General features: G+C 72.0%; 15 protein-coding genes. 9 read left to right on the top strand and 6 right to left on the bottom strand.

The window, feature by feature from the left end; translation table 11 throughout:
• Positions 1-2 precede the first annotated feature (2 nt).
• A complete protein-coding gene (locus tag AB0950_RS23840; protein ID WP_351207029.1) occupies positions 3-416 on the bottom strand; it encodes an organic hydroperoxide resistance protein in 414 nt (137 codons plus the stop codon).
• 111 nt (positions 417-527) lie between these two features.
• On the opposite strand from AB0950_RS23840, the gene AB0950_RS23835 reads away from it, so the two are divergent.
• Positions 528-1013: a MarR family transcriptional regulator gene (locus AB0950_RS23835; protein ID WP_360160488.1), complete on the top strand. Its 486-nt coding sequence runs from the start codon at positions 528-530 to the stop codon at positions 1011-1013.
• On the opposite strand, the gene AB0950_RS23830 is transcribed toward AB0950_RS23835, so the two are convergent.
• Positions 1010-2599: a glycosyltransferase family 39 protein gene (locus AB0950_RS23830; protein WP_366779366.1), complete on the bottom strand. Its 1590-nt coding sequence runs from the start codon at positions 2597-2599 to the stop codon at positions 1010-1012. The two genes, AB0950_RS23835 and AB0950_RS23830, sit on opposite strands and share 4 nt — an antisense overlap.
• 117 nt (positions 2600-2716) lie before the next feature.
• On the opposite strand from AB0950_RS23830, the gene AB0950_RS23825 reads away from it, so the two are divergent.
• The 4 genes from AB0950_RS23825 to AB0950_RS23810 all read left to right on the top strand — a co-directional run bounded on the left by AB0950_RS23825 (position 2717) and on the right by AB0950_RS23810 (position 7795).
• Positions 2717-3985 (top strand): glycosyltransferase 87 family protein, encoded by a 1269-nt coding sequence (locus tag AB0950_RS23825; RefSeq protein ID WP_360160490.1) that lies wholly within the window; start codon positions 2717-2719, stop codon positions 3983-3985.
• 44 nt (positions 3986-4029) lie between these two features.
• On the top strand, positions 4030-5715 hold the full coding sequence (locus tag AB0950_RS23820; RefSeq protein WP_366779365.1) for a glycosyltransferase family 2 protein: 1686 nt from the start codon (positions 4030-4032) through the stop codon (positions 5713-5715).
• A gap of 145 nt (positions 5716-5860) precedes the next feature.
• A complete protein-coding gene (gene galE, locus AB0950_RS23815; RefSeq protein ID WP_360160492.1) occupies positions 5861-6841 on the top strand; it encodes a UDP-glucose 4-epimerase GalE in 981 nt (326 codons plus the stop codon).
• A 9-nt stretch (positions 6842-6850) separates the two neighbouring features.
• Complete coding sequence (locus tag AB0950_RS23810) at positions 6851-7795, top strand: ADP-ribosylglycohydrolase family protein (RefSeq protein WP_366779364.1); 945 nt, start codon at positions 6851-6853, stop codon at positions 7793-7795.
• Between the two features lie 15 nt (positions 7796-7810).
• On the opposite strand, the gene AB0950_RS23805 is transcribed toward AB0950_RS23810, so the two are convergent.
• Positions 7811-8437 carry a TetR/AcrR family transcriptional regulator gene (locus tag AB0950_RS23805; RefSeq protein ID WP_360160494.1) on the bottom strand — a complete coding sequence of 209 codons (627 nt, stop codon included), beginning with the start codon at positions 8435-8437 and terminating at the stop codon, positions 7811-7813.
• 200 nt (positions 8438-8637) lie between these two features.
• Here AB0950_RS23805 and AB0950_RS23800 point away from each other — a divergent pair, with 200 nt between their 5' ends.
• From AB0950_RS23800 to AB0950_RS23785, 4 genes are all read left to right on the top strand, one after another.
• Positions 8638-9552, top strand: a complete 915-nt coding sequence (locus AB0950_RS23800; RefSeq protein ID WP_360160495.1) for an ABC transporter permease — start codon at positions 8638-8640, stop codon at positions 9550-9552.
• The gene (locus AB0950_RS23795; protein WP_360160496.1) at positions 9545-10375 is read left to right on the top strand and encodes an ABC transporter ATP-binding protein; all 831 of its coding nucleotides are present in this window, start codon (positions 9545-9547) and stop codon (positions 10373-10375) included. Before AB0950_RS23800 ends, AB0950_RS23795 begins: the two co-directional genes overlap by 8 nt.
• 148 nt (positions 10376-10523) lie before the next feature.
• Positions 10524-12731 (top strand): CDP-glycerol glycerophosphotransferase family protein, encoded by a 2208-nt coding sequence (locus AB0950_RS23790; protein WP_360160497.1) that lies wholly within the window; start codon positions 10524-10526, stop codon positions 12729-12731.
• Positions 12728-14392 (top strand): glycosyltransferase, encoded by a 1665-nt coding sequence (locus AB0950_RS23785; RefSeq protein WP_360160498.1) that lies wholly within the window; start codon positions 12728-12730, stop codon positions 14390-14392. Before AB0950_RS23790 ends, AB0950_RS23785 begins: the two co-directional genes overlap by 4 nt.
• Before the next feature lie 171 nt (positions 14393-14563).
• Here AB0950_RS23785 and AB0950_RS23780 read toward each other — a convergent pair whose 3' ends face one another.
• From AB0950_RS23780 to AB0950_RS23770, 3 genes are all read right to left on the bottom strand, one after another.
• Positions 14564-16045, bottom strand: coding sequence for a hypothetical protein (locus AB0950_RS23780; RefSeq protein ID WP_366779363.1), 1482 nt, complete (start codon positions 16043-16045; stop codon positions 14564-14566).
• 10 nt (positions 16046-16055) lie between these two features.
• Positions 16056-16535, bottom strand: coding sequence for a GtrA family protein (locus tag AB0950_RS23775; protein WP_366779362.1), 480 nt, complete (start codon positions 16533-16535; stop codon positions 16056-16058).
• A gap of 137 nt (positions 16536-16672) precedes the next feature.
• Positions 16673-21610, bottom strand: a complete 4938-nt coding sequence (locus tag AB0950_RS23770; RefSeq protein ID WP_360160501.1) for an NAD-glutamate dehydrogenase — start codon at positions 21608-21610, stop codon at positions 16673-16675.
• Between the last annotated feature and the right edge of the window lie 255 nt (positions 21611-21865).

Raw genomic sequence — 21865 nt, 5'->3', positions numbered from 1 at the left:
GCTTACTCGATGACGAGGTCGACGTCGATGTTGCCGCGGGTGGCGTTGGAGTAGGGGCAGACCTGGTGGGCGGTCTCGACCAGCTTGCGGCCGGTCTCCTGGTCCACGGTGTCGGGCAGTTCGACGCGCAGCGTCACCTTCAGACCGAAGCCCTCGCCCTGCTTGCCGATGCCGACCTCGGCGGTCACGGCCGCGTCGCTGACGTCGACCTTGGCCTGCCGGCCGACCAGGCCGAGGGCGCTGCCGAAGCAGGCGGCGTACCCGGCGGCGAAGAGCTGCTCGGGGTTGGTGCCCTCGCCGTTGCCGCCCAGCTCCACCGGCGGGGCCAGCTTGAGGTCGATCCTGCCGTCGGAGGAGACGGCACGACCGTCACGGCCGTGGGTGGCGGTGGCGACTGCGGTGTAGAGCGCGTCCATGGTGACCCGTCCTTCTCGATGCGGTGTGTGCGGTGCGGGCTTGCGAGCTCAAGTAGAGCACACAATTAAGTTGTGTACAACTAAATGGCCCGCCAGCGCTATCCTGGACGCATGACCGCCTCGCCCCCTTCCTCCGCCGACGCCGACTGGCTCCGCCTGGACCGCCAGATCTGCTTCTCCCTGCACGCCGCGTCCCGCGCCTTCAACGGCGTCTACCGCGTGATCCTCAAGGACCTCGGGCTCACCTACCCGCAGTACCTGGTGATGCTGGTCCTGTGGGAACAGGGCGACCTGCCCGTCAAGAAGCTCGGCGAGCAGCTCAGGCTCGACTCCGGCACGCTGTCCCCGCTGGTCAAGCGGCTGGAGACGGCCGGTCTGGTACGCCGTGAGCGCAGCGCGCGGGACGAGCGCTCGGTCCAGGTGCGGCTCACCGAGGAGGGCGCGGCGCTGCGCGAGCTGGCCCTGCAGGTGCCGCGCCGCATCATGGGGGCGACCGGCTTCGACCTGGCGGAGATCGCCGACCTGCGCGAACGCCTCGACCGTCTCACGACCGCCCTGGACGCGGCGGCCCTGACAGCGGAGAGCGAGGCCGGCTAACCGACCCGGGCAGGCGGTTCGCGCAGATAGAGCCGTACGACCAACCCACCCCGCCGGGTTTCCTGCCGCCCCGTGAAGTCCCGCCGCAGCACGGCGAGTTTGGCCCGCTCCACGGGGCTCGACGGGCTCCAGCGCCCGGCGAGCAGGCCCGGGTCCGCCACGACCCACACCCGGTCCAGCCGCGCCACCCTCCGCCGCACCTCACCCGGCCCGGCCTCGCGCCCGTACAGGGTCCCCGACCCGGCGGCCCCCTCCACCAGCGCCACGTCCCGCACCCCGCGGAACGCCCCCGGATAGGCCAGCGCCACATTCCGCGCATGCCCCGGCACAAACAACACCGCGTCCCCCTCAGCGACCTCCCGCGCCACCACCCGAGAAACGGCCCCGAGATCATCGGGCCGGGTGCGGGGATCACGATCGGCTCGCAGCACCGGGAGCTGATGCAGGAATCCGGCCCCGACGACCAGAACGCCGGCAAGTGCAACAAGCCGTGGCCTCAGACGGGAGTGCGAGAGAGGGCGCCGCTTCGGCCGACGACCACCGAGCGGCAGCCGCCCCACCACCCCAGCCACCCACTCCGCCCCCGCGACGACGAGCAACGGCGCCCCGCTCAACGCGTACAGCACATACCGGTCGACGAAGAGGGGCGACACCTGCGAGGCCAGCATCAGCACCACCGGCGGCACCACCGTCAACGGCAGGGCCACCCCCACAAGAGTGACCTCTCCCCCCCGCCCCAGCAGCCCCGCCAGTCCGGCAACCACCAGACCCAGACACACCGCGCACACCACCCCCGACGGCCCGAAAAACGCCCGCGCCAACTCCTCCGCGCTGACCGCCGTAGGCCTCCGCAGCCACGCCACCTGCGCCGCCTGCCCCCGAGACACCAGCACCATCGGCACCAGCGAGACCACGACCCCGCCCGCCGCGCACCCCCACCCGCGCCACACCGTCGCCCCCACCCGGGCCAGCGCCAGCGACACCGCGTGGGCGCACAGCAGCAGCACCGCGAACTCGTGCAGCGAGCAGGTGAGCGCGAGGACGGCGCCGTACGCCGCCCAGGCCCGCGCGCCCCGACCGCCCTCCACGGCACGGACGAACAGCAGCGTCGCCCCGGTCGCCCCGGCGGCCACCAGGGCGTACGAGCGGCCCTCCTGCGCGTAGTGCCCCGCCATCGGCGTGACCGCGTACAGCAGCCCGGCCCACAGCCCCGCCCGCGGCCGCAGGAGCCGCGTGCCGAGCGCCGCCACCAGCGCGGCCGTCACCGCCGCCGCGCACAGCGACGGCAGCCGCAGCACCACCTCGCCGGGGTGCACGGTCAGGACGACGTGCACGAGGAGGTAGTACAGGCCGTGCACGGCGTCCACGTCGTGCAGCAGCCGCCAGATCTGCGGCACCGTACGCCGCCCGACCTGGAAGCTGACGGCCTCGTCGCGCCACATTCCGTTCCGGTCCAGCCCCCAGAGCCCGACCGCGAGCATCACCAGCGCGGGCACGCCCACGGCGACCCGGCGGCGGCTGCGGCCCCGGTCGCCGGGCGGCGCGACGGCCGCCGTCGCAGCCTCCCCGCGGGACCGCGGTTTCACAGGTAACCCGACGTTCACCACAGCGCCCGCCCGATCTTTTGCGATTAGCCAATGTTTTACGCTTCTGACGGCGTATCAGCGGGGATATGCGATCCGTGCCGCTTAGGCTCCCGTGCGATGAACCGTCTCCGTGTCAACTCCGGTCGGGTCCTCCGCGTCACTCTCGCCTGGCTGGGCACCCGCGCCCTGATGCTGTGGCTGCTCACCCACGACACCGCTCCGCTGCTCGGCGGGGGCGCGGTGTCGGGTGAGGCGCGACGGCTGTACTTCGACTGGTCCGGCGTGCTCGCGCACGGCTCGTTCCCGGTGCACGACACGCTGTGGCAGTACCCGCCGGGCGCCGGCGCGGTGCTGCTGGCGCCGCGCATGCTGCCGTGGCCGGCGTACTTCCCGGCGTTCGTGATGCTCACCCTGGCCGCGGACGCGCTGGTCACGGCCGCGCTGACCCGCGCGGGACGGCGTGCCGGGCGCAGCCTGCGCGGCGCGGCCCTGTGGACGTGCGGCCTGCCCCTGCTGCTGCAGCTGCCGCTCGCCCGGTACGACGTCCAGGCCACCGCCCTCGCCGTGCTCTCCCTGCTGGCGCTGGGGCGCTCCACGCGCGCGTGCGGTGTGCTCGGGGCACTCGGCGCGCTGGTGAAGGTGTGGCCCGCGCTGGTGCTGCTGGGCACGCCCCCGGGGGCCGCGACGCGCCGGGCGTGGGGATGGGCGACGGCGGCCTCGGTCACCGCGTTCGGCGTCCTCGCCGTGCGGTTCGACCACCCCCTGTCCTTCCTGCGCGAGCAGGGCGGGCGGGGCATCCAGATCGAGTCGCTGGGCGGTACGGCGCTGAACCTGGCGCGGCACGCCGGCTGGCCGGGCCGGGCGCGCTACCGGTACGGCGCCACCGAACTGGTCGGCCCGCACGTGGCGGCCGTCGCAGACGTCTGTCTGGCGCTGACGGTGGTCGCCTTCGCGCTGCTGGTGCTGTGGCGGGTGCGGGCGCGGCACTGGACCGAGGCGACGCCGTTCGACGCGGCGCTGAGCGGGGTGCTGCTGTTCACGGTCACCAGCCGGGTGATCAGCCCGCAGTACATGGTCTGGCTGCTCGGTCTGGCGGCGGTGTGCCTGACCTCGCGGCACACCAGCCAGCGGCCGGTCGCGGCGCTGGTCCTGGCGGCGACGGCGCTGAGCACCCTGGTGTTCCCGATGAACTACGGCGAGGTGATGGCCGGCACCTGGACCGGCTGTCTGCTGATGGTGGCCCGCAACGGGATCCTGGCGGTCGCGGCCGTGCTGTCGCTGGTCCGGCTGTGGCGCTCGGCGGAGCCGAGGAAAAAGACCGTGCGGACAACGGAACCCCGGCCCGGTTCCGACCGTCTTCCGGAACGAGCGCTAAGCCTCTCTTAACGGGGTATTACCGAACATTTCTACGCTCCCGGCCCGTGGACCCGATGCGATCAGACGCGAACGACACACCCGATACGGCAGGCACCACCGAGGCGGCGCGCACGGCGCAGGTCGCTGTCGTCGTCATCGGCTACAACGACCGTACCCATGTGGGCGACGCCGTGCGTTCGGCGCTGGCGCAGGGGCCGGTGGTCTCGGAGGTCGTCGCCGTGGACGACTGCTCCACGGACGGCAGTGCCGAGCTGCTCGACAGGCTGGCCGCCGAGGAGCCCCGGCTGCGGGTGGTGCGCCTGAGTGTGAACAGCGGCGGCTGCGGCAGCCCGCGCAACGCCGGGATCGACGCGGTGACCGCGCCGTACGTGATGTTCCTGGACAGCGACGACGTGCTGCCGCCCGGTGCGGTGGACGCGCTGCTGGGGGCGGCCACCGGGGCGCACGCCGAGGTCGTGAGCGGGCTGTGTGTGCGCCGGGAGCTGCCCTCGGGGCGTGAACAGCCCTGGCAGGCGCCGCTCTACACGGCGCGCACCGTCCTCGCGCGCCCCGCCCAGCGCCCGCGCCTGGTCCACGACACGCTGTGCGTCAACAAGCTGTACCGCACCGGCTTCCTGCGCGAGTACGGCATCCGCTTCCCCGAGGGCCGGTTCCTCTACGAGGACATCGTCTTCACCGCGCGCGTGCTGGCCGCCGGCCCGCGCATCGCGCTCGTACCGGACCGCGTGTACGTGTGGCATGTGCGCCGCTCCGCCGAGCAGCTGTCGCTCTCGCTGAACCGGGAGCACATAGACAACTGGAAGGCGCGCGTGGAGGCGTGCGCGCTGGCGTACGACATCCTGCTGGGCGCCGGGCAGAAGGAGCTGGCCAGGGCGGCGCGGGCCAAGTTCCTCGATCACGAGGTGCGTATGTACGCGCGCGAGCTGGGGTTGCGCGACGCGGACTACCGGCGCGCGTGGTGGACGCACACCCGGGAGTACCTCGCGCGCTACGACGCCGCCGACTGGGAGCTGAACCCGAGCGCTCCGGGCCGGGTACTGGCGCGGGTCGTCATGGAGTCGCCGGAGCCGCGCGACCTGCCCCGGCTGCGCGAGCTGGCCGCCCGTCCGGCGCGGCTGCTGCCGCCGTACGCCCGCACTCCCGACGGCGTCCCCGTCTGGTCCGCCGACCTTCCCCAGGTCACCCTCACGCCGTTCCTGACCCGCCCCGTCGGTGTCCTTCCGCTCGCGGTGGACGCGGAACTGCTGCCACGCGCGCGTGCCTCGCTGCTGCGCCTGCGGCTGCACGAGCTGTACGGCAGGGTCGCCGAGGCGGGCCCGCTCGAGGTGGACGTGGTGTGGCAGTCCCGGGACGACGAGCGGACGCGGGGGCGTAGGACGGTCCCGCTCACGCCCTCCGGCGCCCGGAACGACGCGCGCGCCGGTTCGGAATCCGGTGTGAACAATGCCGCGGACAGCTGGTCGGCCGAACTGCCCGTCGACCTGGCCGCGCTCGGCGCCGGGACCTGGGACCTGCGGCTGAGCCTGCGCTTCGCGGACGGCGCGCAGCGGGACGTCACGGCGCACGCGCTGACGGGCGCCGGACGGCCGGTCCGGCGCGCCGTCCCGAGCACCCGGCACGGCGTGCTCCTGGTGCAGCCGTACGCCACGCACTCCGGCGCGCTGGCGATTCGCGTGGCGACCGGCGTGCGCGGGGTACTGCGGGTGGTGCGCGGCCGGCTGCGCCGCCTGCTTCACTGAGACGGCCCCCCGGGCTCACCGGGACGCCCGCCGCCTCACCAGCGACGTCGAGTGCGCCGGCGGGACGCCCACTGCTTGACCGAGAGATGCCCGCTTCCGCTCCGCCGAGCGGTCGCGCGGGCCGACTGACGAGGAGACGGCCGCAATGACCTGGCTGATCACCGGCGGTGCCGGATACATCGGGGCACACGTCGTACGGGCGATGACCGAGGCGGGCGAGCGCGCGGTCGTCTACGACGACCTGTCCACGGGCGACGCCGGGCGCGTGCCGGCGGACGTCCCCCTGGTGCGGGGCTCCGTGCTGGACGCGGACCGGGTGGCCCGCACGCTCGCGGAGCACGAGATCGGCGGGGTCGTGCACCTGGCGGCGAAGAAGCAGGTCGGCGAGTCGATGGAGCGCCCGCTGGAGTACTACCGGGAGAACGTCGAGGGTCTGCGCACCCTCCTGGAGGCGGTGACGCGGGCGGAGGTCCCCTCCTTCGTCTTCTCCTCCTCGGCCGCCGTGTACGGCATGCCGGACGTCGACCTGGTGACGGAGGAGACCCCCTGCCTGCCCCTGTCGCCCTACGGCGAGACCAAGCTGGCCGGCGAGTGGCTGGTGCGCGCGACGGGCCGGGCCACCGGCCTGTCCACGGCCTCCCTGCGCTACTTCAACGTGGCGGGCGCGGCCTCCCCCGAACTCGCCGACACCGGCGTGTTCAACCTCGTCCCGATGGTCTTCGAGAAGCTCACCGAGGGAGCGGCGCCGCGGATCTTCGGCGACGACTACCCGACGCCGGACGGCACCTGTGTGCGCGACTACATCCACGTGGTCGACCTGGCCGAGGCCCATGTCACCGTCGCCCGCGCCCTGGCCTCCTCCCCCGGCGCCGACCTCACCCTCAACATCGGCCGCGGCGAGGGCGTGTCCGTCCGCGAGATGATCGACCGCATCAACGCGATCACCGGCTACGCCCGCCCGCCGGCCGTCACCTCGCGCCGCCCGGGCGACCCGGCCCGCGTGGTCGCCTCGGCCGCCCGCATCGCCACGGAACTGGGCTGGCAGGCCAAGTACGACGTCGAGGACATGATCGCCTCGGCCTGGGCCGGCTGGACCCACCACCACCCGGAGGCGGCACTGTCCTAGGCTGCTGCGGTGAGCTTCCCCGGGGTCCGCGACCGCGCGATCGGCGCCGTGCTCGGCTCCGCCGTCGGGGACGCCCTCGGAGCGCCGTTCGAGTTCGGCCCCGAGGGCGCCTTCTCCGCCCGCTTCCCCCGCCCGGGACACGGCGGCGAGATGTGCGGGGGCGGCGGCTGGGACCCGGGTGAGGCGACGGACGACACGCAGATGGCGGTCCTGACCGCCGAGTCCTTGCTCGAACGGGGCGGCCTGGACCTGCCGGACGTCTTCGGCCGCTTCCGGCGCTGGGCGGCCGCCGACCCGAAGGACATCGGCCTGCAGACGGAGGCCGTCCTGACCGGCGGCGAGCCCTGGGACACGGCCGCCGCGCGCCACTTCCAGGTCAGCCAGCGAGCGGCGGGAAACGGCGCGTTGATGCGGGCGGCGCCGTCCGCGGTGTACTTCGCCCGGGACGGCCGCGCCGCCACCATGGACGCCGCCCGCCGCCTCTCCGCGCTCACCCACGGCGACGCCGCGGCATGGGAGGGCACCGCGGTGCTGCACGAGCTGATCCGGGCCGCGCTGACCGGCGCCGACCCGCTCACCGCCGTACCGGCGGCCCTGGCCGCGCTGCACCCCGGCCAGCGGCCGCGCTACGAGGTGGTCCTCTCCGCCGACTGGCACCCCGACCGGGCGACGGAGTTCAACGGCGCCGTGTGGCCCTGCCTGGGCTCGGCGGTATGGGCGCTGCGGACCACGACGTCGTACGAGGAAGCGGTCCGCGCGGCGATCGACCTGGGCGGGGACACGGACACCGTGGCGGCCGTCACGGGCGCGCTGGCCGGATCGGTGCACGGGGCCGCCGGGATACCGCAGCGCTGGCTGGAGCCCCTGCATGTGCCCTTGCCGGGCTTCGACGGGCGCATACTGCGCGCGCGGGACCTGACCGGACTGGCGGAACGACTGATCGCACGCGCCTAGGTCAGGACCTGTTCGTCACAGCGCCTTGAGCGCCCCCGCCGTCGCGCGGGCCAGGTCGGCCAGGTAGCCCTTCGGGAGTTTCGGGGTGCGGATCACCACCGCGCGCCAGTACAGGGGTCCGGAGATCAGGTCGAGGGCGAGGTCGGGGTCGACGCCCGCGCGGACCTCGCCCCTCTTCTCCGCCGCCGCCACGATCTTGCTGGCCACGCCCTCCTGGCCGTCGCGCAGGGCCTTCTGGAAGGCGTCGGCGATGTCGGGGTTGCGGGCGGCCTCCGCCTGGAGGTCGGGGATGATCTGCGAGGCGACCGGATGGCGCAGGGCGCGCGAGGTGACCTCGTACAGCAGGCGCAGATCGCCCTCCAGGGAGCCCGTGTCGGGCACCGGCAGCCCCAGCACCGCCATGGCCGAGACGACGTCCAGCACCAGGTGCAGCTTGGACCGCCAGCGCCGGTACACCGCGGTCTTGCCGACGCCGGCCCGCCGCGCGATGCCCTCGATGGACATGCGGGCGTAGCCCACGGCCGCGAGCTCTTCGAAGACCGCCGCCCGGATGGCCTCGGTCACGTCCTCCCGGAGTACGGCGGCCCCGGCGGGCGTCCGGCGGCGCGGACGCGTCGAGGGCTCGTCGGCGTTCGTCGTCATGACCCCCAGCATAGGGCGTTACGACGAAACGGTTGCGTTCCGACGTCGATTGGTTCTACGCTCGCGTTGCGACGATACGGTTCCGTTCCGACGTAAGAGAACGTGAAGAGAAGCGTAAGGAAACGTCGGATCACGTGACCGAGCGCCCCGGCTGCCGGCCGGGCCGCGGCATCCCCTCCCCCCGAGCGAAAGCAGCGGATGTGAGCCAGGTCCTCGACACACCGCCCCCCATCCAGGCCCCGGCCGACGACGATCTCGCGGCGCTCGCCGCCCGGCACGGCCTGTCGGTCAGCGGCGCCCGCCCGACCCTGCCGGAGTACGTCCGCCAGCTGTGGGCCCGGCGGCACTTCATCACCGCCTTCGCCACCGCCAAGCTCACCGCGCAGTACAGCCAGGCGAAGCTCGGCCAGGTCTGGCAGGTCATGACACCGCTGCTGAACGCGGCGGTCTACTACTTCATCTTCGGCGTGCTGCTCGGCACCAAGAAGGGCGTCCCGGACTACATCCCCTTCCTGGTCACCGGCGTGTTCGTGTGGACGTTCACGCAGAGCTCGATCCAGGTGGGCACCCGGGCGATCTCCGGCAACCTCGGCCTGGTGCGCGCCCTGCACTTCCCGCGCGCCGCCCTGCCGATCTCCTTCTGCATCCAGCAGCTCCAGCAGCTGCTGTTCTCGATGGCCGCGCTGGTCGTCATCCTGCTGGGCTTCGGCCTGCCGGTCACCCCCGGCTGGCTGCTGGTGATCCCCACGCTGGTCCTGCAGTTCCTGTTCAACGCGGGCATGGCGATGATCATGGCGCGGATGGGCGCCAAGACCCCGGACATCGCCCAGCTGATGCCGTTCGTGCTGCGCACCTGGATGTACGTGTCCGGCGTGATGTGGAGCATCAGCAAGCTCACCAAGAAGGACCACCTGCCGCACATCGTCACGATCGCGCTGGAGAGCAACCCGGCCGCGGTGTACATCGACCTCATGCGCTACGCGCTGATCAAGAGCTTCCACGCCAGGCAGCTCCCCCCGCACGTGTGGGCGACCGCCACCGGCTGGGCCGTGCTCGCCGGTGTCGGAGGCTTCATCTACTTCTGGAAGGCTGAGGAGAAGTACGGCCGTGGCTGAGCAGACCCCCACCCAGAACATCCCCACCGTCATCTGCGACGGCGTCGACATCGTCTACCGCGTCAACGGCACCGGCGCGGGCCGCGGCTCCGCCACCGCCGCCCTCAACCGCATCCTGCGCCGCAAGCAGACCGAGAAGGCGGCCGGCGTGCGCCGGGTGCACGCGGTGAAGAACGTGTCCTTCATCGCGTACAAGGGCGAGGCGATCGGCCTGATCGGCACCAACGGCTCCGGCAAGTCGACGCTGCTGAAGGCCGTCGCCGGACTGCTCCCCGTGGAGAACGGCCAGATCTACACCAACGGCCAGCCCTCGCTGCTCGGCGTCAACGCCGCCCTGATGAACGACCTCACGGGTGAGCGCAACGTCTACCTCGGCGGTCTCGCCATGGGCATGTCCCGGGAGCAGGTCAGGGAGCGCTACCAGGACATCGTCGACTTCTCCGGGATCAACGAGAAGGGCGACTTCATCACCCTGCCGATGCGCACGTACTCCTCCGGCATGGCCGCCCGGCTGCGGTTCTCCATCGCCGCCGCCAAGGACCACGACGTCCTGCTCATCGACGAGGCCCTGGCCACCGGCGACCGCCGGTTCCAGATGCGCTCCGAGGAGCGGATCCGCGAACTGCGCCAGCGCGCGGGCACGGTCTTCCTGGTCAGCCACAACAACAAGTCGATCCGCGACACCTGCGAGCGGGTCCTGTGGCTGGAGCGCGGCGAGCTGCGCATGGACGGCCCGACCGAGGAGGTCATGAAGGAGTACGAGGCCTTCACCGGCGACAAGAGCGACAAGAAGCCCGCCGGCAAGGGTAAGAAGGCGGCGTAAAAGCGGCCGGAGAGGAAACCCCGGGCTACGGAACCGTCTCTTCCTTCCGGGCGTCTCTTACTCCACGTGCGGTTATCCCTTTCATCCGCTTAGTGACAGTATGTTATGAAGTGTGTCCCACGCCGACGAGCCGAAGGAGTCCACTGCGATGCCCCAACTCAGCGTCATCGTCTACGGACCGAACGCACAGGGGCATCTGACAGAGCTGCTGGACTCGCTGGAGTCCCGGCCGCTGCCCGACGCCGAGGTCATCGTCGCCGCGGTCGGCGACTGGGCGCGGGAGACGGCCGAGGCCCACGCCCCCGAGACCGTGGTCGTCCCGCTGCCGGAGGGCACCTCGGACGCGGCGGCCCGGGCCGCCGGCGCGGAGCGCGCCACCGGCCGCTGGCTGCACTTCGTGCACGCCAAGGACAGCCTGCCGGCCGGCGCCCCCCGGCAGATCGCCGAGCGCACCGCCGAACTGGACGCCGCCGGCGCCGAGGACGCCGACGTCCTCCTCTTCGACCACGTGACCACCACCTGGCAGACCGCCGGCACCCCCTCCCGCGACGGCCGCCTCCTCGCCGCCGTCGGACGCGAGAGCCGTCCCCTGGACGAGGCCGCCGACCTGCTGCGCCTCACGCCGATCCTCGGCAACCGCGCCCTGCGCGCCGCGTTCTGGCGGGCCCACGAGGAGCAGCTCACCACCGACGACGAAGCGCAGGCCGCCCATGCCGCCCTGCTGCACGCCGGCCGCGTCGCCTGCCTGAACCAGATGGCGTACGACAGCCGCGAACTGCGCCCCGAGAGCCTGCCGCCGCTCGCCCCCGAGGACCGCTTCGCGCTGATCGAGCGCTACGAGTCGCTGCTCGCGCTCGCCAGGGACCGCCGCGCCGCCCGCGCGGTGCTGTACGACCTGATGATGCGCGACCTGGTGCGCACCTTCGCCGGTGAGAACCTGCCCGACGCGGTGGCCCGCGAGTTCTTCCGCCGCGCCTCCCTCGCCGCGGTCCGCTGGCGCCCCGAGAACCACGAGCACCCGGCCGGCGTGGAGGGCGTACGGCACGCCCTGCTGGAGGAGGGCGCGTACACCAGGTACCGCGCGTTCCAGGCCGCCAACCGCACCCGCCGCGCCGCCAAGAAGGCCGTACGGACCCGTAAGAAGCAGGTCGGCGCCAAGCTCCGGGACCAGCAGTACCGGCGCGCCCTGAGCCGCCCGGTCGACGAGAATCTGGCCGTGTTCGCCGCCTACTGGGACCGCGGGGTGGCCTGCAACCCGGCCGCGATCGCCGCCAAGCTCGCCGAGCTCGCCCCGCACGTCCACCAGGTCTGGACGGTGTCGAAGGAGAACACGGCCCTGCTGCCGCCCGGCACCGACTTCGTGGTCCCCGGCACCCGCCGCTACTGGGAGACCCTGGCCACCGCCAAGTACCTGACGAACAACGTCAACTTCCCCAACGCGGTGGTCAAACGCCCCGAGGCGATCCACGTCCAGACCCACCACGGCACCCCGCTCAAGCGCATGGGCCTGGACCAGATGGAACACCCGGCCGCCGCCAAGGGCCTGGACTTCGCCGCCCTGCTGGCCCGCATCGACAAGTGGGACTACAGCATCAGCGCCAACAGCCACACCACCCGCATGTGGGAGCGCGCCTACCCGGCCCGCTACACCTCCCTCGACTACGGCTATCCGCGCAACGACGTCTTCTACACGAGCGGCGCCGAGGAGGTCCGCGCCGCGCGCCGGCGCCTCGGCATCGCGCCGGGCAGGACGGCCGTGCTGTACGCCCCGACCCACCGCGACTACGAGGCCGGCTTCACCCCGCGCCTGGACCTCGCGGCCCTCGCCGACCGGCTCGGCGAGGACACCGTGCTGCTGGTGCGCGCCCACTACTTCTACGGCGGCGCCGCCTCCCCGCTGACCGGCCTGCGCCGCTCCGGCCGGATCATCGACGTCTCCTCCTACGACCCCGTCGAGGAGCTGTGCCTGGCCGCCGACGCGCTGGTCACGGACTACTCCTCGATCATGTTCGACTACGCCAACCTCGACCGCCCGATCGTGATCTACGCCGACGACTGGGAGACCTACCGCACCACCCGCGGCGTCTACTTCGACCTCATGACCGACCACCCCGGCCAGGTCGCCCGCACCCAGGAGGAGCTGACGGAGATCTTCGCCTCCGGCGCCTGGCGCGACGAGACCGCGGCCAAGGCGCGGGCCGCCTTCCGGCGCCGGTTCTGCGAGTACGACGACGGCCGCGCCGCCGAACGGGTCGTACGACGGGTGTTCCTGGGCGAACCGGAGGAGTCGCTGCCACCGGTGGTCCCGCTCGAGGAACGCGTCCCCGCCCCGACCCCCGAGGAGGCCTCGGCATGACCACCCCCGACGTGACGGTGACGGTCATCGTCTACAACGACGCCGCCCGCCTTCCCCGGGCGGTCGCCTCGCTGCGCGCGCAGACGCACGCGAACATCGAGATCATCATCAGCGACGACCACTCCACGGACGACACGCCCGCGGTGGCGCGCCGGCTGGAGTCGGAGGACTCCCGCATCCGCTATCTCCGCCTGCCGGAGAACAGCGGCGGCTGCAGCGCCCCGCGCAACCGGGCCGTCGACATCGCCCGCGCCCCGTATCTGATGTTCCTCGACAGCGACGACGAACTCCCGCCCCGCGCGGTCGAGTTGCTGCTCGCCGCGCACCGCGAGCGCGAGGTCGACTTCACCATGGGCGCGGTGCGCCGGGTCCGCGTGGACAGCGGCCGCCGTACGACGTGGATGCCGCACCTGGTCGCCGAGCGCCGCACCGTGGAGGGCATCGAGGCGGACCCGCGCCTGCTCTTCGAGCACCTCTCCACCAGCAAGATGTACGCCCGCTCCTTCCTGGACCGCCACCAGCTGCGTTTCCCGGAGGGCATCCACTACGAGGACCAGCTGTTCTCGGCGCAGGCGTACTGCCTGGCGAAGGCGTTCACGATCATCCCGGACCCGGTGTACGTCTGGTACATCGACCCGTTCGCGGCGGCCGCCTCGGCGTCCATCTCCAACCAGCGGCACAAGGTCGCCAACGTCCGCGACCGCGTCCACGTCCAGCGCCTGATCGACGACTTCCTGGTCGAGAGCGGGCACGCGGGGCTGCGGGAGGACAAGGACTACAAGTTCCTCAAGCACGACTTCCGGATGTACGCGGGCGACCTGCCCTACCGGGACGAGGAGTGGCTCCAGGCCTTCGCGGACATCATGAACCCGTACCTGGAGACGCTGTCCGACGGCGCGTACACCCGTCTGCCCCGCCAGGAGCGGGTCGTCCTGGAACTGCTGCGGCAGGGCCGGCTGGAGCAGACCAGGCTCGCGGCCCGCGGACTCGGACACGAGGTCGCTCCGCGCCAGGTCACCTCCGACGCGTCCGGCGTCCCGTACTGGGGCGACAGCGTGCCCTCGACCGACCGCGCCCGCCGTGAACTGGCCGTGTCCGACCTCGAGCTGGACACGCGTCCGTTCCCGAGCGCGCTGTTCCGGCACGAGATCACGGAGCTGACGCCGGGGCCGGGGGCGTCCCTCACCCTCGCCGTCCGCACCTACGACCCCGGCCTGCGCCTCCCGGTGGGCCCGCAGCGCGCCGGCCTGATCCTCTCCCCCGGCAACCGCCGCATGACGGTCCCCTTCCGGCTGGACCCGGTCAGCCCCGGCGTCTTCGAGGGCACGGTCCGCCTGGACCTCGCCGAGGCCCCGCTGCCCCTCCAGGGCTTCGCGGGCGTACGGCACCCCCTGGTCCGGCTCCAGCAGCAGGGCCTGTCCAACTCCGGCCTGCTGCTGGCCCCGCTGACCTTCCCGGTCCTCACGGCCCGCATCGAGTACCGCTCCGGCGCGGCCCCGCACGAGCTGACCATCGAGCCCGAGGGCCGCAACCCCGGCCGCCTGCAGCTCCGCTGGCGCCCGGTGGGAGTCACCGCCCACGTGATCCGCCCGGTCGTCCAGAAGGTCGCCCGCCCCCGCGTCCGCAAGGCGGCGAAGCTGCTGTCGAGCGTGCTGAGGTAGTAAGGGCCGGTTCCGAAGCGCCGTCGGGCTGAGGGCGCGTAGGCGACTGCGGGGCCGTCGTGGCTGGTCGCGCCCACGCGGCGGAGCCGCATATCGACGCAGCCCCGCGCCCCTTCGGGGCGCTCGTAGCCGCGGGCAGTCGTGCCGCTGGGGCAGCGCCCCACCCGCAGCTCAGCGCACCACTCGGTACAGGACCTGGGAGGCCGGGCCGACGGTCACCTCGCGGAGTCCCGGTCCCGCCAGGCTCCTCGGCCCCACGACCCACTTCACGTCGTACGCCCGCAGAATCCCCGCCCGCGCGGAAGCCGACGTCCCCGCCGCGAAGTACCGCTCCACCGCCGCCTCCCGACGCCCCGCGTCCCGAAGGAACACATCGGGATACCCCGGCGCCACGGTGTACGCCCCGTACGCCGGAATCTGCCGCGCCGGGAACTCCCGGGCCATCACCACGTCCCCGTACTTCACCCACGGCGTGATCCAGTGGTACCCCACCCACGGCGTCCGGTACTTCGCGGCGACGGCGGACGGCAGCGCGCCCCGCCCCGTCACATACCCGAGCGTGCCGACCTGCGTCCACGCCCCGACGAGCAGCGCGGCGCCCAGCACGCACGCCCAGCCCGCCCGCACGGCCCGCCGCCCCGCCGACACGGCCTCCAGAGCGGCGGCGAGCTGCGCCGGAATCAGCGCGGCGGGCAGGGCACGCCCCCAGGAGTAGTGGCCGCTCAGCCCGCCCGCGGCGAACACCAGCACACCCAGCAGGAAGAACAGCGCCAGCGGGTCCCAGCGGTCGCGGCGCAGCCGGACCACCAGCGCCGCCACCCCGAGCAGCACCAGGCCGAACCGCGCGGCCAGATGCTCGTACAGCGGCTTGTGGATGGCCTCCAGGTCCGCCCCGGCGGAGAAGAGGGAGAAGAAGTCGTAGTACGGCCACAGCCACAGCAGGAGCAGGCCCAGGGCGAGCGCGGCGGCCAGCCGCAGCAGCACGGCCCGCGCCGGCCGTGCCGCGATCACCATGGCGAGTGCCCCCAGAGAGGCCACTACGCCCGTGAACTGGTGGCACAGCAGGATCAGCGCCCACAGGACCCCGAGCCACAGCCACCGCCCCCACGGCGCCTCCTCCCGTGCCGCGCGCGTGAGCCAGGCCCAGAAGTGGAAGGTGAGGCCGAGCGCGAACACGCTGGGGTACGACACCGTCAGCGCGAGGGAGTTCAGGCCCAGGAAGCCGGACCAGTTGAACAGCAGCGTGCCCCACAGGAAGACCAGGCCGAGCAGGGCCAGGGCGGGGGCCGCGCGGTGCGCGGAGAGGGTGCGGGCGTACCGCCACACGCCGGTGACCAGCAGGCTCAGCCCGGTCAGCGCGGCGAGCCGCAGCACGACGAACACCGACAGGCCGGTCAGCTTGGCGACCACGCCCAGGACCAGCATCCACGGCGAGTAGTAGGGGCTCGGCGTGTCGGCGTCGACCAGCGGGTTGCCGGGGTGGGCCAGGTGGTGGCTCAGGCGCTGGACGGTGGCCGCGTGCATGCCGAGGTCGCCCGCCCAGGGCAGGCGGACGATCACCAGGAGCAGAAGGACGACGACGAGCGCGGCGGCCGCCTGCGGCAGCGCCCGGCCGGCGCGCGCCGCGGCCGTCGGCGGTTCGGTGCGGCTCACCGGCTCGGTCTCAGACGGTGCGGTGTACATCCTGCCGGAACACCCAGGTGCGGTAGACGAGGAAACGGAACGCGGAGGCGAGCACGATCGACAGTGCCTTCGCCCCATTGGATTCGAGCATGCTGTGCAGGCCGAGGCCGTGGTAACCGACCCAGAACAGACCGATTTCCATCACGACACCGAGGCCGCTGAACACGAAGAACAGGATGATCTGGCCGCGGGTGCGCGAGGCCCGGTCGCGATAGGCGAAATAGCGGAACCCCAGGTAATTGGTCGCCATCGCGATACAGCTGGCCAGCACGGTGGCGGTCATCGCCTGCCAACCCAGGCCGTGCAGCAGCAGGTTGAAGATCAGGAAATTGACGAGGACGCCGCTGCCGCCGACGATCCCGAATTTCACGACTTCCAGCACGACCCGCGTGGCGGGCCGCCGGGCCGGAGCCGGCGCGGGAGGTGCTGCCGGGCGCGTCTCGGTGAGTTGAACAGTCACAGCGCAGACCCTATCCGACACCTATCGATGAGCAGGAAACGGTAAATTCGCCGGTCTTTTTTGGCTAATCCTCGGCAAGAAAGGGAACGCCCCGGGCCGATGCGACGTCGGCCCGGGGCGCTCTGACCGCCGTACGGCTACGAATGCGTGCGCAGCAGCGTCCGCATCGTCCGCATCGCCACCGACAGGTTGGCGAGGTCGAAGGTCTCCGAACTGCGGATCTCCTCCAGGGTGGTGCGCGCCCGGCTGAGGATGGGCGCGTTCTTCTGCTCCCACGCCTTGAAGCGCTGCTCCGGCGTGGAGGTGCCGTTGCCGACCGCGAGGACGTCCGCGGTGAGCGCCGCGTGCGCCGCGTACAGGTCCTCGCGGATGGAGGCGCGGGCCATGGACTGCCAGCGGTCGTTGCGGGGCAGCTCGATGATGCGGTCCATGAGCTGGGTGATGCTGAGCCGGTCGGCGAGGTCGTAGTACACCTCGGCGACGTCCAGCGGGTCCTTGCCCATGCGGTCGGCCACCGACACGATGTCGAGCGCCGGGAAGGCGGAGGAGAACCCGGCCACGCGCGTGGCCACTTCGTCCGGGACGCCGGCCGCGGACAGCTCGTCGTACACCTGCTGGTACCACTCCAGGTCCGCGCCCCTGAGCAGCTTGGGCAGCTCCTGCCAGACCCGCTCGACCCGCTCGGCGAAGAACTCGACCGTCTCGGCGAGCTGCAGCGGCTGCGGCCGGTTGTTGAGCAGCCAGCGCGTGCCGCGCTCGACGAGCCGGCGCGAGTGCAGCCGGATCCGGGTCTGCACGGCCGCGTCGACCTTGTTGTCCAGCTCCTCCACCGCGTCCCACACCGGTGCCGAGCGGAAGATCGCGCGGGCCGCGGTCTGCGCCCGGACGATCTCCTCCAGGGAGGCGCCGGTCTCCTCGCGCAGGCGGTGCAGATAGGTCGTACCACCCGTGTTGACCGTGTCGTTGACCAACACGGTCGTGGTGATCTCGCGGCGCAGCGGGTGCTTGTCGATGGCCTCGGCGAACTTCTCGCGCAGGGCCGTCGGGAAGTAGGCGTGCAGCAGGCCGCGCAGGTACGGGTCGTCGGGGAGCGTGGTGTGCAGCAGCTCCTCGGCGACCGTGATCTTCGTGTACGCCAGGACGACGGCGGTCTCCGGGCTGGTCAGCCCCTGCCCCTGGGCGAGGCGCTCGCGGATCTGGCGGTCGGTCGGCAGGAACTCCAGCGCCCGGTCCAGGTGGCCCTCGCGCACCAGGTGGCGGATGAACCGCTGCTGGGCGTGGAGCATGTCCTTGGCCTGGGACAGGGCGTTGGCGATCGCGGTGTTCTGCGCGTAGTTGTTGCGCAGGACCAGCGCGCCGACCTCGTCGGTCATCTCGGCGAGCAGTTTGTTGCGCTGTTTGACGGTCATGTCGCCGTCCGCGACCAGGCCGTTGAGCAGGATCTTGATGTTCACCTCGTGGTCGGAGGTGTCCACGCCGGCGCTGTTGTCGATCGCATCGGTGTTGATCTTGCCGCCGTTCATGGCGAACTCGATCCGGCCGAGCTGGGTCAGGCCCAGGTTGCCGCCCTCGCCGACGACCTTGACCCGCAGGTCGCTGCCGTCGACGCGGATCGCGTCGTTGGCCTTGTCGCCGACGTCCGCGTGCGACTCGGCCGACGACTTCACGTACGTGCCGATGCCGCCGTTCCACAGCAGGTCCACCGGCGCCTTGAGGATGGCCTTCATCAGGTCGGCCGGGGTCATCTTGGTGACCTTCTCCTCGATGCCGAGGGCCTCGCGGATGTGGGCGTTGACCGGGATCGACTTGGCGCTGCGCGGGAAGATCCCGCCGCCCGCCGACAGCAGCTCGGTGTTGTAGTCGGCCCAGCTGGAGCGGGACAGCTCGAACAGCCGGCGGCGCTCGGCGTAGGAGGTGGCCGCGTCCGGGTTCGGGTCGATGAAGATGTGCCGGTGGTCGAAGGCGGCGACCAGGCGGATGTGCTCCGAGAGCAGCATGCCGTTGCCGAACACGTCACCGGACATGTCACCGATGCCGACGACCGTGAAGTCCTCGGTCTGCGTGTCCACGCCCAGCTCGCGGAAGTGCCGCTTCACGGACTCCCACGCGCCGCGCGCGGTGATGCCCATGCCCTTGTGGTCGTAGCCCGCCGAGCCGCCGGAGGCGAAGGCGTCGCCGAGCCAGAAGTTGTACTTCTCCGCGACCCCGTTGGCGATGTCGGAGAAGGTGGCGGTGCCCTTGTCGGCGGCGACCACCAGGTAGGTGTCGTCGCCGTCGTGCCGGACGACGTCCTGCGGGGGCACGACCTCGCCGGCGACCATGTTGTCGGTGATGTCGAGCAGGCCCGAGATGAACATCTTGTAGCTGGCGATGCCCTCGGCCATCCAGGCGTCCCGGTCCACGCTCGGGTCGGGCAGCTGCTTGGCGACGAAGCCGCCCTTGGCGCCGACCGGCACGATGACGGTGTTCTTCACCATCTGCGCCTTGACCAGGCCGAGGATCTCGGTGCGGAAGTCCTCACGGCGGTCGGACCAGCGCAGGCCGCCGCGCGCGACCTTGCCGAAGCGCAGGTGCACGCCCTCGACGCGCGGCGAGTACACCCAGATCTCGTACGCCGGGCGGGGCGCCGGCAGGTCCGGGATGGCCTGCGGGTCGAACTTCATGGAGACGTAGTCGTGCGGCTTGCCGCCCTGCGCCTCCTGGAAGAAGTTCGTGCGCAGGGTCGCCTTGATGACGGTGAGGAAGGAGCGCAGGATCCTGTCCTCGTCCAGGCTCGCCACCTGGTCCAGGGCCGCGTCGACCTCCTCGAGGAGGGCGTCGATCAGCTCCAGGCCGGCCTTCTGCCGGTCCGGGGACATCCGGGCCTCGAACAGGGAGACGAGGAGCCGGGTGGTGTGGACGTTGTTGCGGAGGGTGTCCTCCATGTAGTCCTGCGAGAAGGTCGAACCGGCCTGCCGCAGGTACTTGGCGTAGGCGCGCAGCACCATGGCCTGCCGCCAGGTCAGCCCGGCGCTCAGCACCAGCGCGTTGAAGCCGTCGTTCTCCGCCTTGCCGGTCCAGGTGGCGGCGAAGGCCTCCTGGAAGCGCTCGCGGGCGTCGTCACCGAGATCCCCGCCCGCGCTCGTCGCCTTGGGCATGCGCAGGCCGAAGTCGTAGATCCAGGCCGTGGTGCGGTCCGCGCAGCGCAGCTCGTACGGCCGCTCGTCGGTGACCTCGACGCCGAGGCGGCTGAGCACCGGCAGCACCTTGGACAGGGAGACGGTGCCGCCCTTCTGGTAGATCTTGAACCGGCGCTCCTCCGGTCCGGCGCCCACCGGCTCGTACAGGCTCAGGCTGAAGGTCTTGTCCTCGCTGAGCTGCTCCAGGTGGACGAGGTCGGCCACCGCGGCGCGCGGGGTGTGGTCGGCCTTGTAGCCCTCGGGGAAGGCGTTGTTGTAGCGGCGCAGCACCTCGGCCGCGCGCTCCTCGCCGCACTCGGCGGTCAGCGCCTCGGCGAACGCGTCGGCCCAGGACCGGGCGGCCTCGACCAGGCGGGCCTCGATGCGCTCCTTGTCGGCGTCCGACAGCTGGGGCAGCTCGGTGCCCGGCGGGACGCGGACGACGAAGTGCAGCCGGGAGAGGATCGACTCGGTGTTCCAGGCGGTGAAGTCGACGCTGACGCCGCCCAGCTCCTCCTTGAGGATGTCGATGATCCTCAGCCGGACCCCGGTGGTGTAGCGGTCCCGCGGCAGGTAGACGAGGGCCGAGTAGTAGCGGCCGTACTCGTCCTGGCGCAGGTAGAGCCGGAGCCGGCGCCGCTCCTGCAGGTAGAGAACGCTCGTGACGATGGACTGCAGTTCGGCGGCGGGTGTCTGGAACAGCTCGTCGCGCGGGTAGGTCTCCAGGATCTGCAGCAGGTCGCGGCCGTCGTGGCTGTTGGGCGAGAACCCGGCGCGCTCCAGCACCTCGTCGACCTTGCGGCGGATGACCGGGACGCGGCGCACCGACTCGGTGTAGGCGGCGGAGGAGAACAGGCCCAGGAAGCGGCGCTCGCCGACGACGTTGCCGTCCGCGTCGAACTTCTTGACGCCGATGTAGTCCAGGTACGACGGCCGGTGCACGGTGGCGCGGCTGTTGGCCTTGGTCAGCACGAGCAGCCGGTGCTCGCGGGCCTTGGCGCGGGCGTCGGCCGGCAGCCGCTCGAAGGAGGGGCTGACCGGGTGCTTCTCGTCCTCGGCGTGGTGCGGGTCCGAGCGCAGTATGCCCAGGCCGGTGCCGGGGACGGCGGCGAGCGTGTCGTCCTCGCGCAGCTGGTACTCGCGGAAGCCGAGGAAGGTGAAGTGGTCGTCGGCCAGCCAGCGCAGCAGCTCGCGGGCCTCCGCGGCCTCGGCCGCGGGCAGGTCGCCGGGAAGGGGCTCGCTCTGCAGGCCGTCGGCGATCCGGGTCGCCGCGTCCCGCATCTTCTCCCAGTCCTCGACGGCCTCGCGGACGTCGTTGAGCACGCGCAGCAGGTCGGCGGTGATCTGCTTCAGGTCGGCGCGGTCGGTCTCCCGGTCGATCTCGACATGGATCCAGGACTCGAAGTGCGCGTCGTGCGGCAGGTCGCCGCTCGGCGGGGTGGGCAGGACCTCGATCAGCTTGCCGGTCAGGTCGCGCCGGACGACGAACTGGGGGTGGATGACCACGTGGATGCCGCGCCCGCGCCGGGTCAGCTCATTGGTGACCGAGTCGACGAGGAAGGGCATGTCGTCGGTGACGACCTCCACGACCGAGTGGCTGCAGGTCCAGCCGTTCTCCTCCACGGTCGGGGTGTGGACCCGCACGTTCGCCGTGCCCTGGGGGCGGTTCTCGGCGAGACGGTAGTGCGAGACCGCGGCGCCGAAGACGTCGACCGGGTCGCGGTCGGTGAGGTCTTCCGGGGCGGTGTGCAGGTAGTAGCGCTGGAGGAACGCGAGCACGGACTCGCTGTCCGGGGTGTCCGGGGAGCCCTCGCCCGCGGTCCCGGTCGGTAGGTGCCCCCCGACCGGGCTGTTCTCAGCTACCCGGGCAGCCCTCTCGAGCAGCTCGGCCTTGGCTTCGTCCAGCTTGGTCTGCATTGTCCTCTGACTCCTGTCGCGCGCCGTTGCGTGACGTAGAAGGAAGTACGGTCTCTTTCCCTCCGGCGCGACGCCACGGCCCGGGGTCTCCGGTCCGCATCGACGCTATGCCGCGAGGTGAGATGAGCGGGGGGATTTCAGCCATTCTCGATACGCCCGTCGGGTGTGACGCTGCTCTCTGCGCCGCCGTATCCAGGGGTGTCCTCGGCGTCCCGGGGGCTGCCACGGCCCCGTCCCGCCCGCGAAGACCAGCGA

This window comes from Streptomyces sp. NPDC007189 (genome assembly GCF_040703635.1).
Lineage (GTDB): Bacteria > Actinomycetota > Actinomycetes > Streptomycetales > Streptomycetaceae > Streptomyces.
The sequence above is the reverse complement of the archived record's forward strand: the minus strand, read 5'-3'. Positions and strand labels throughout refer to the sequence as shown.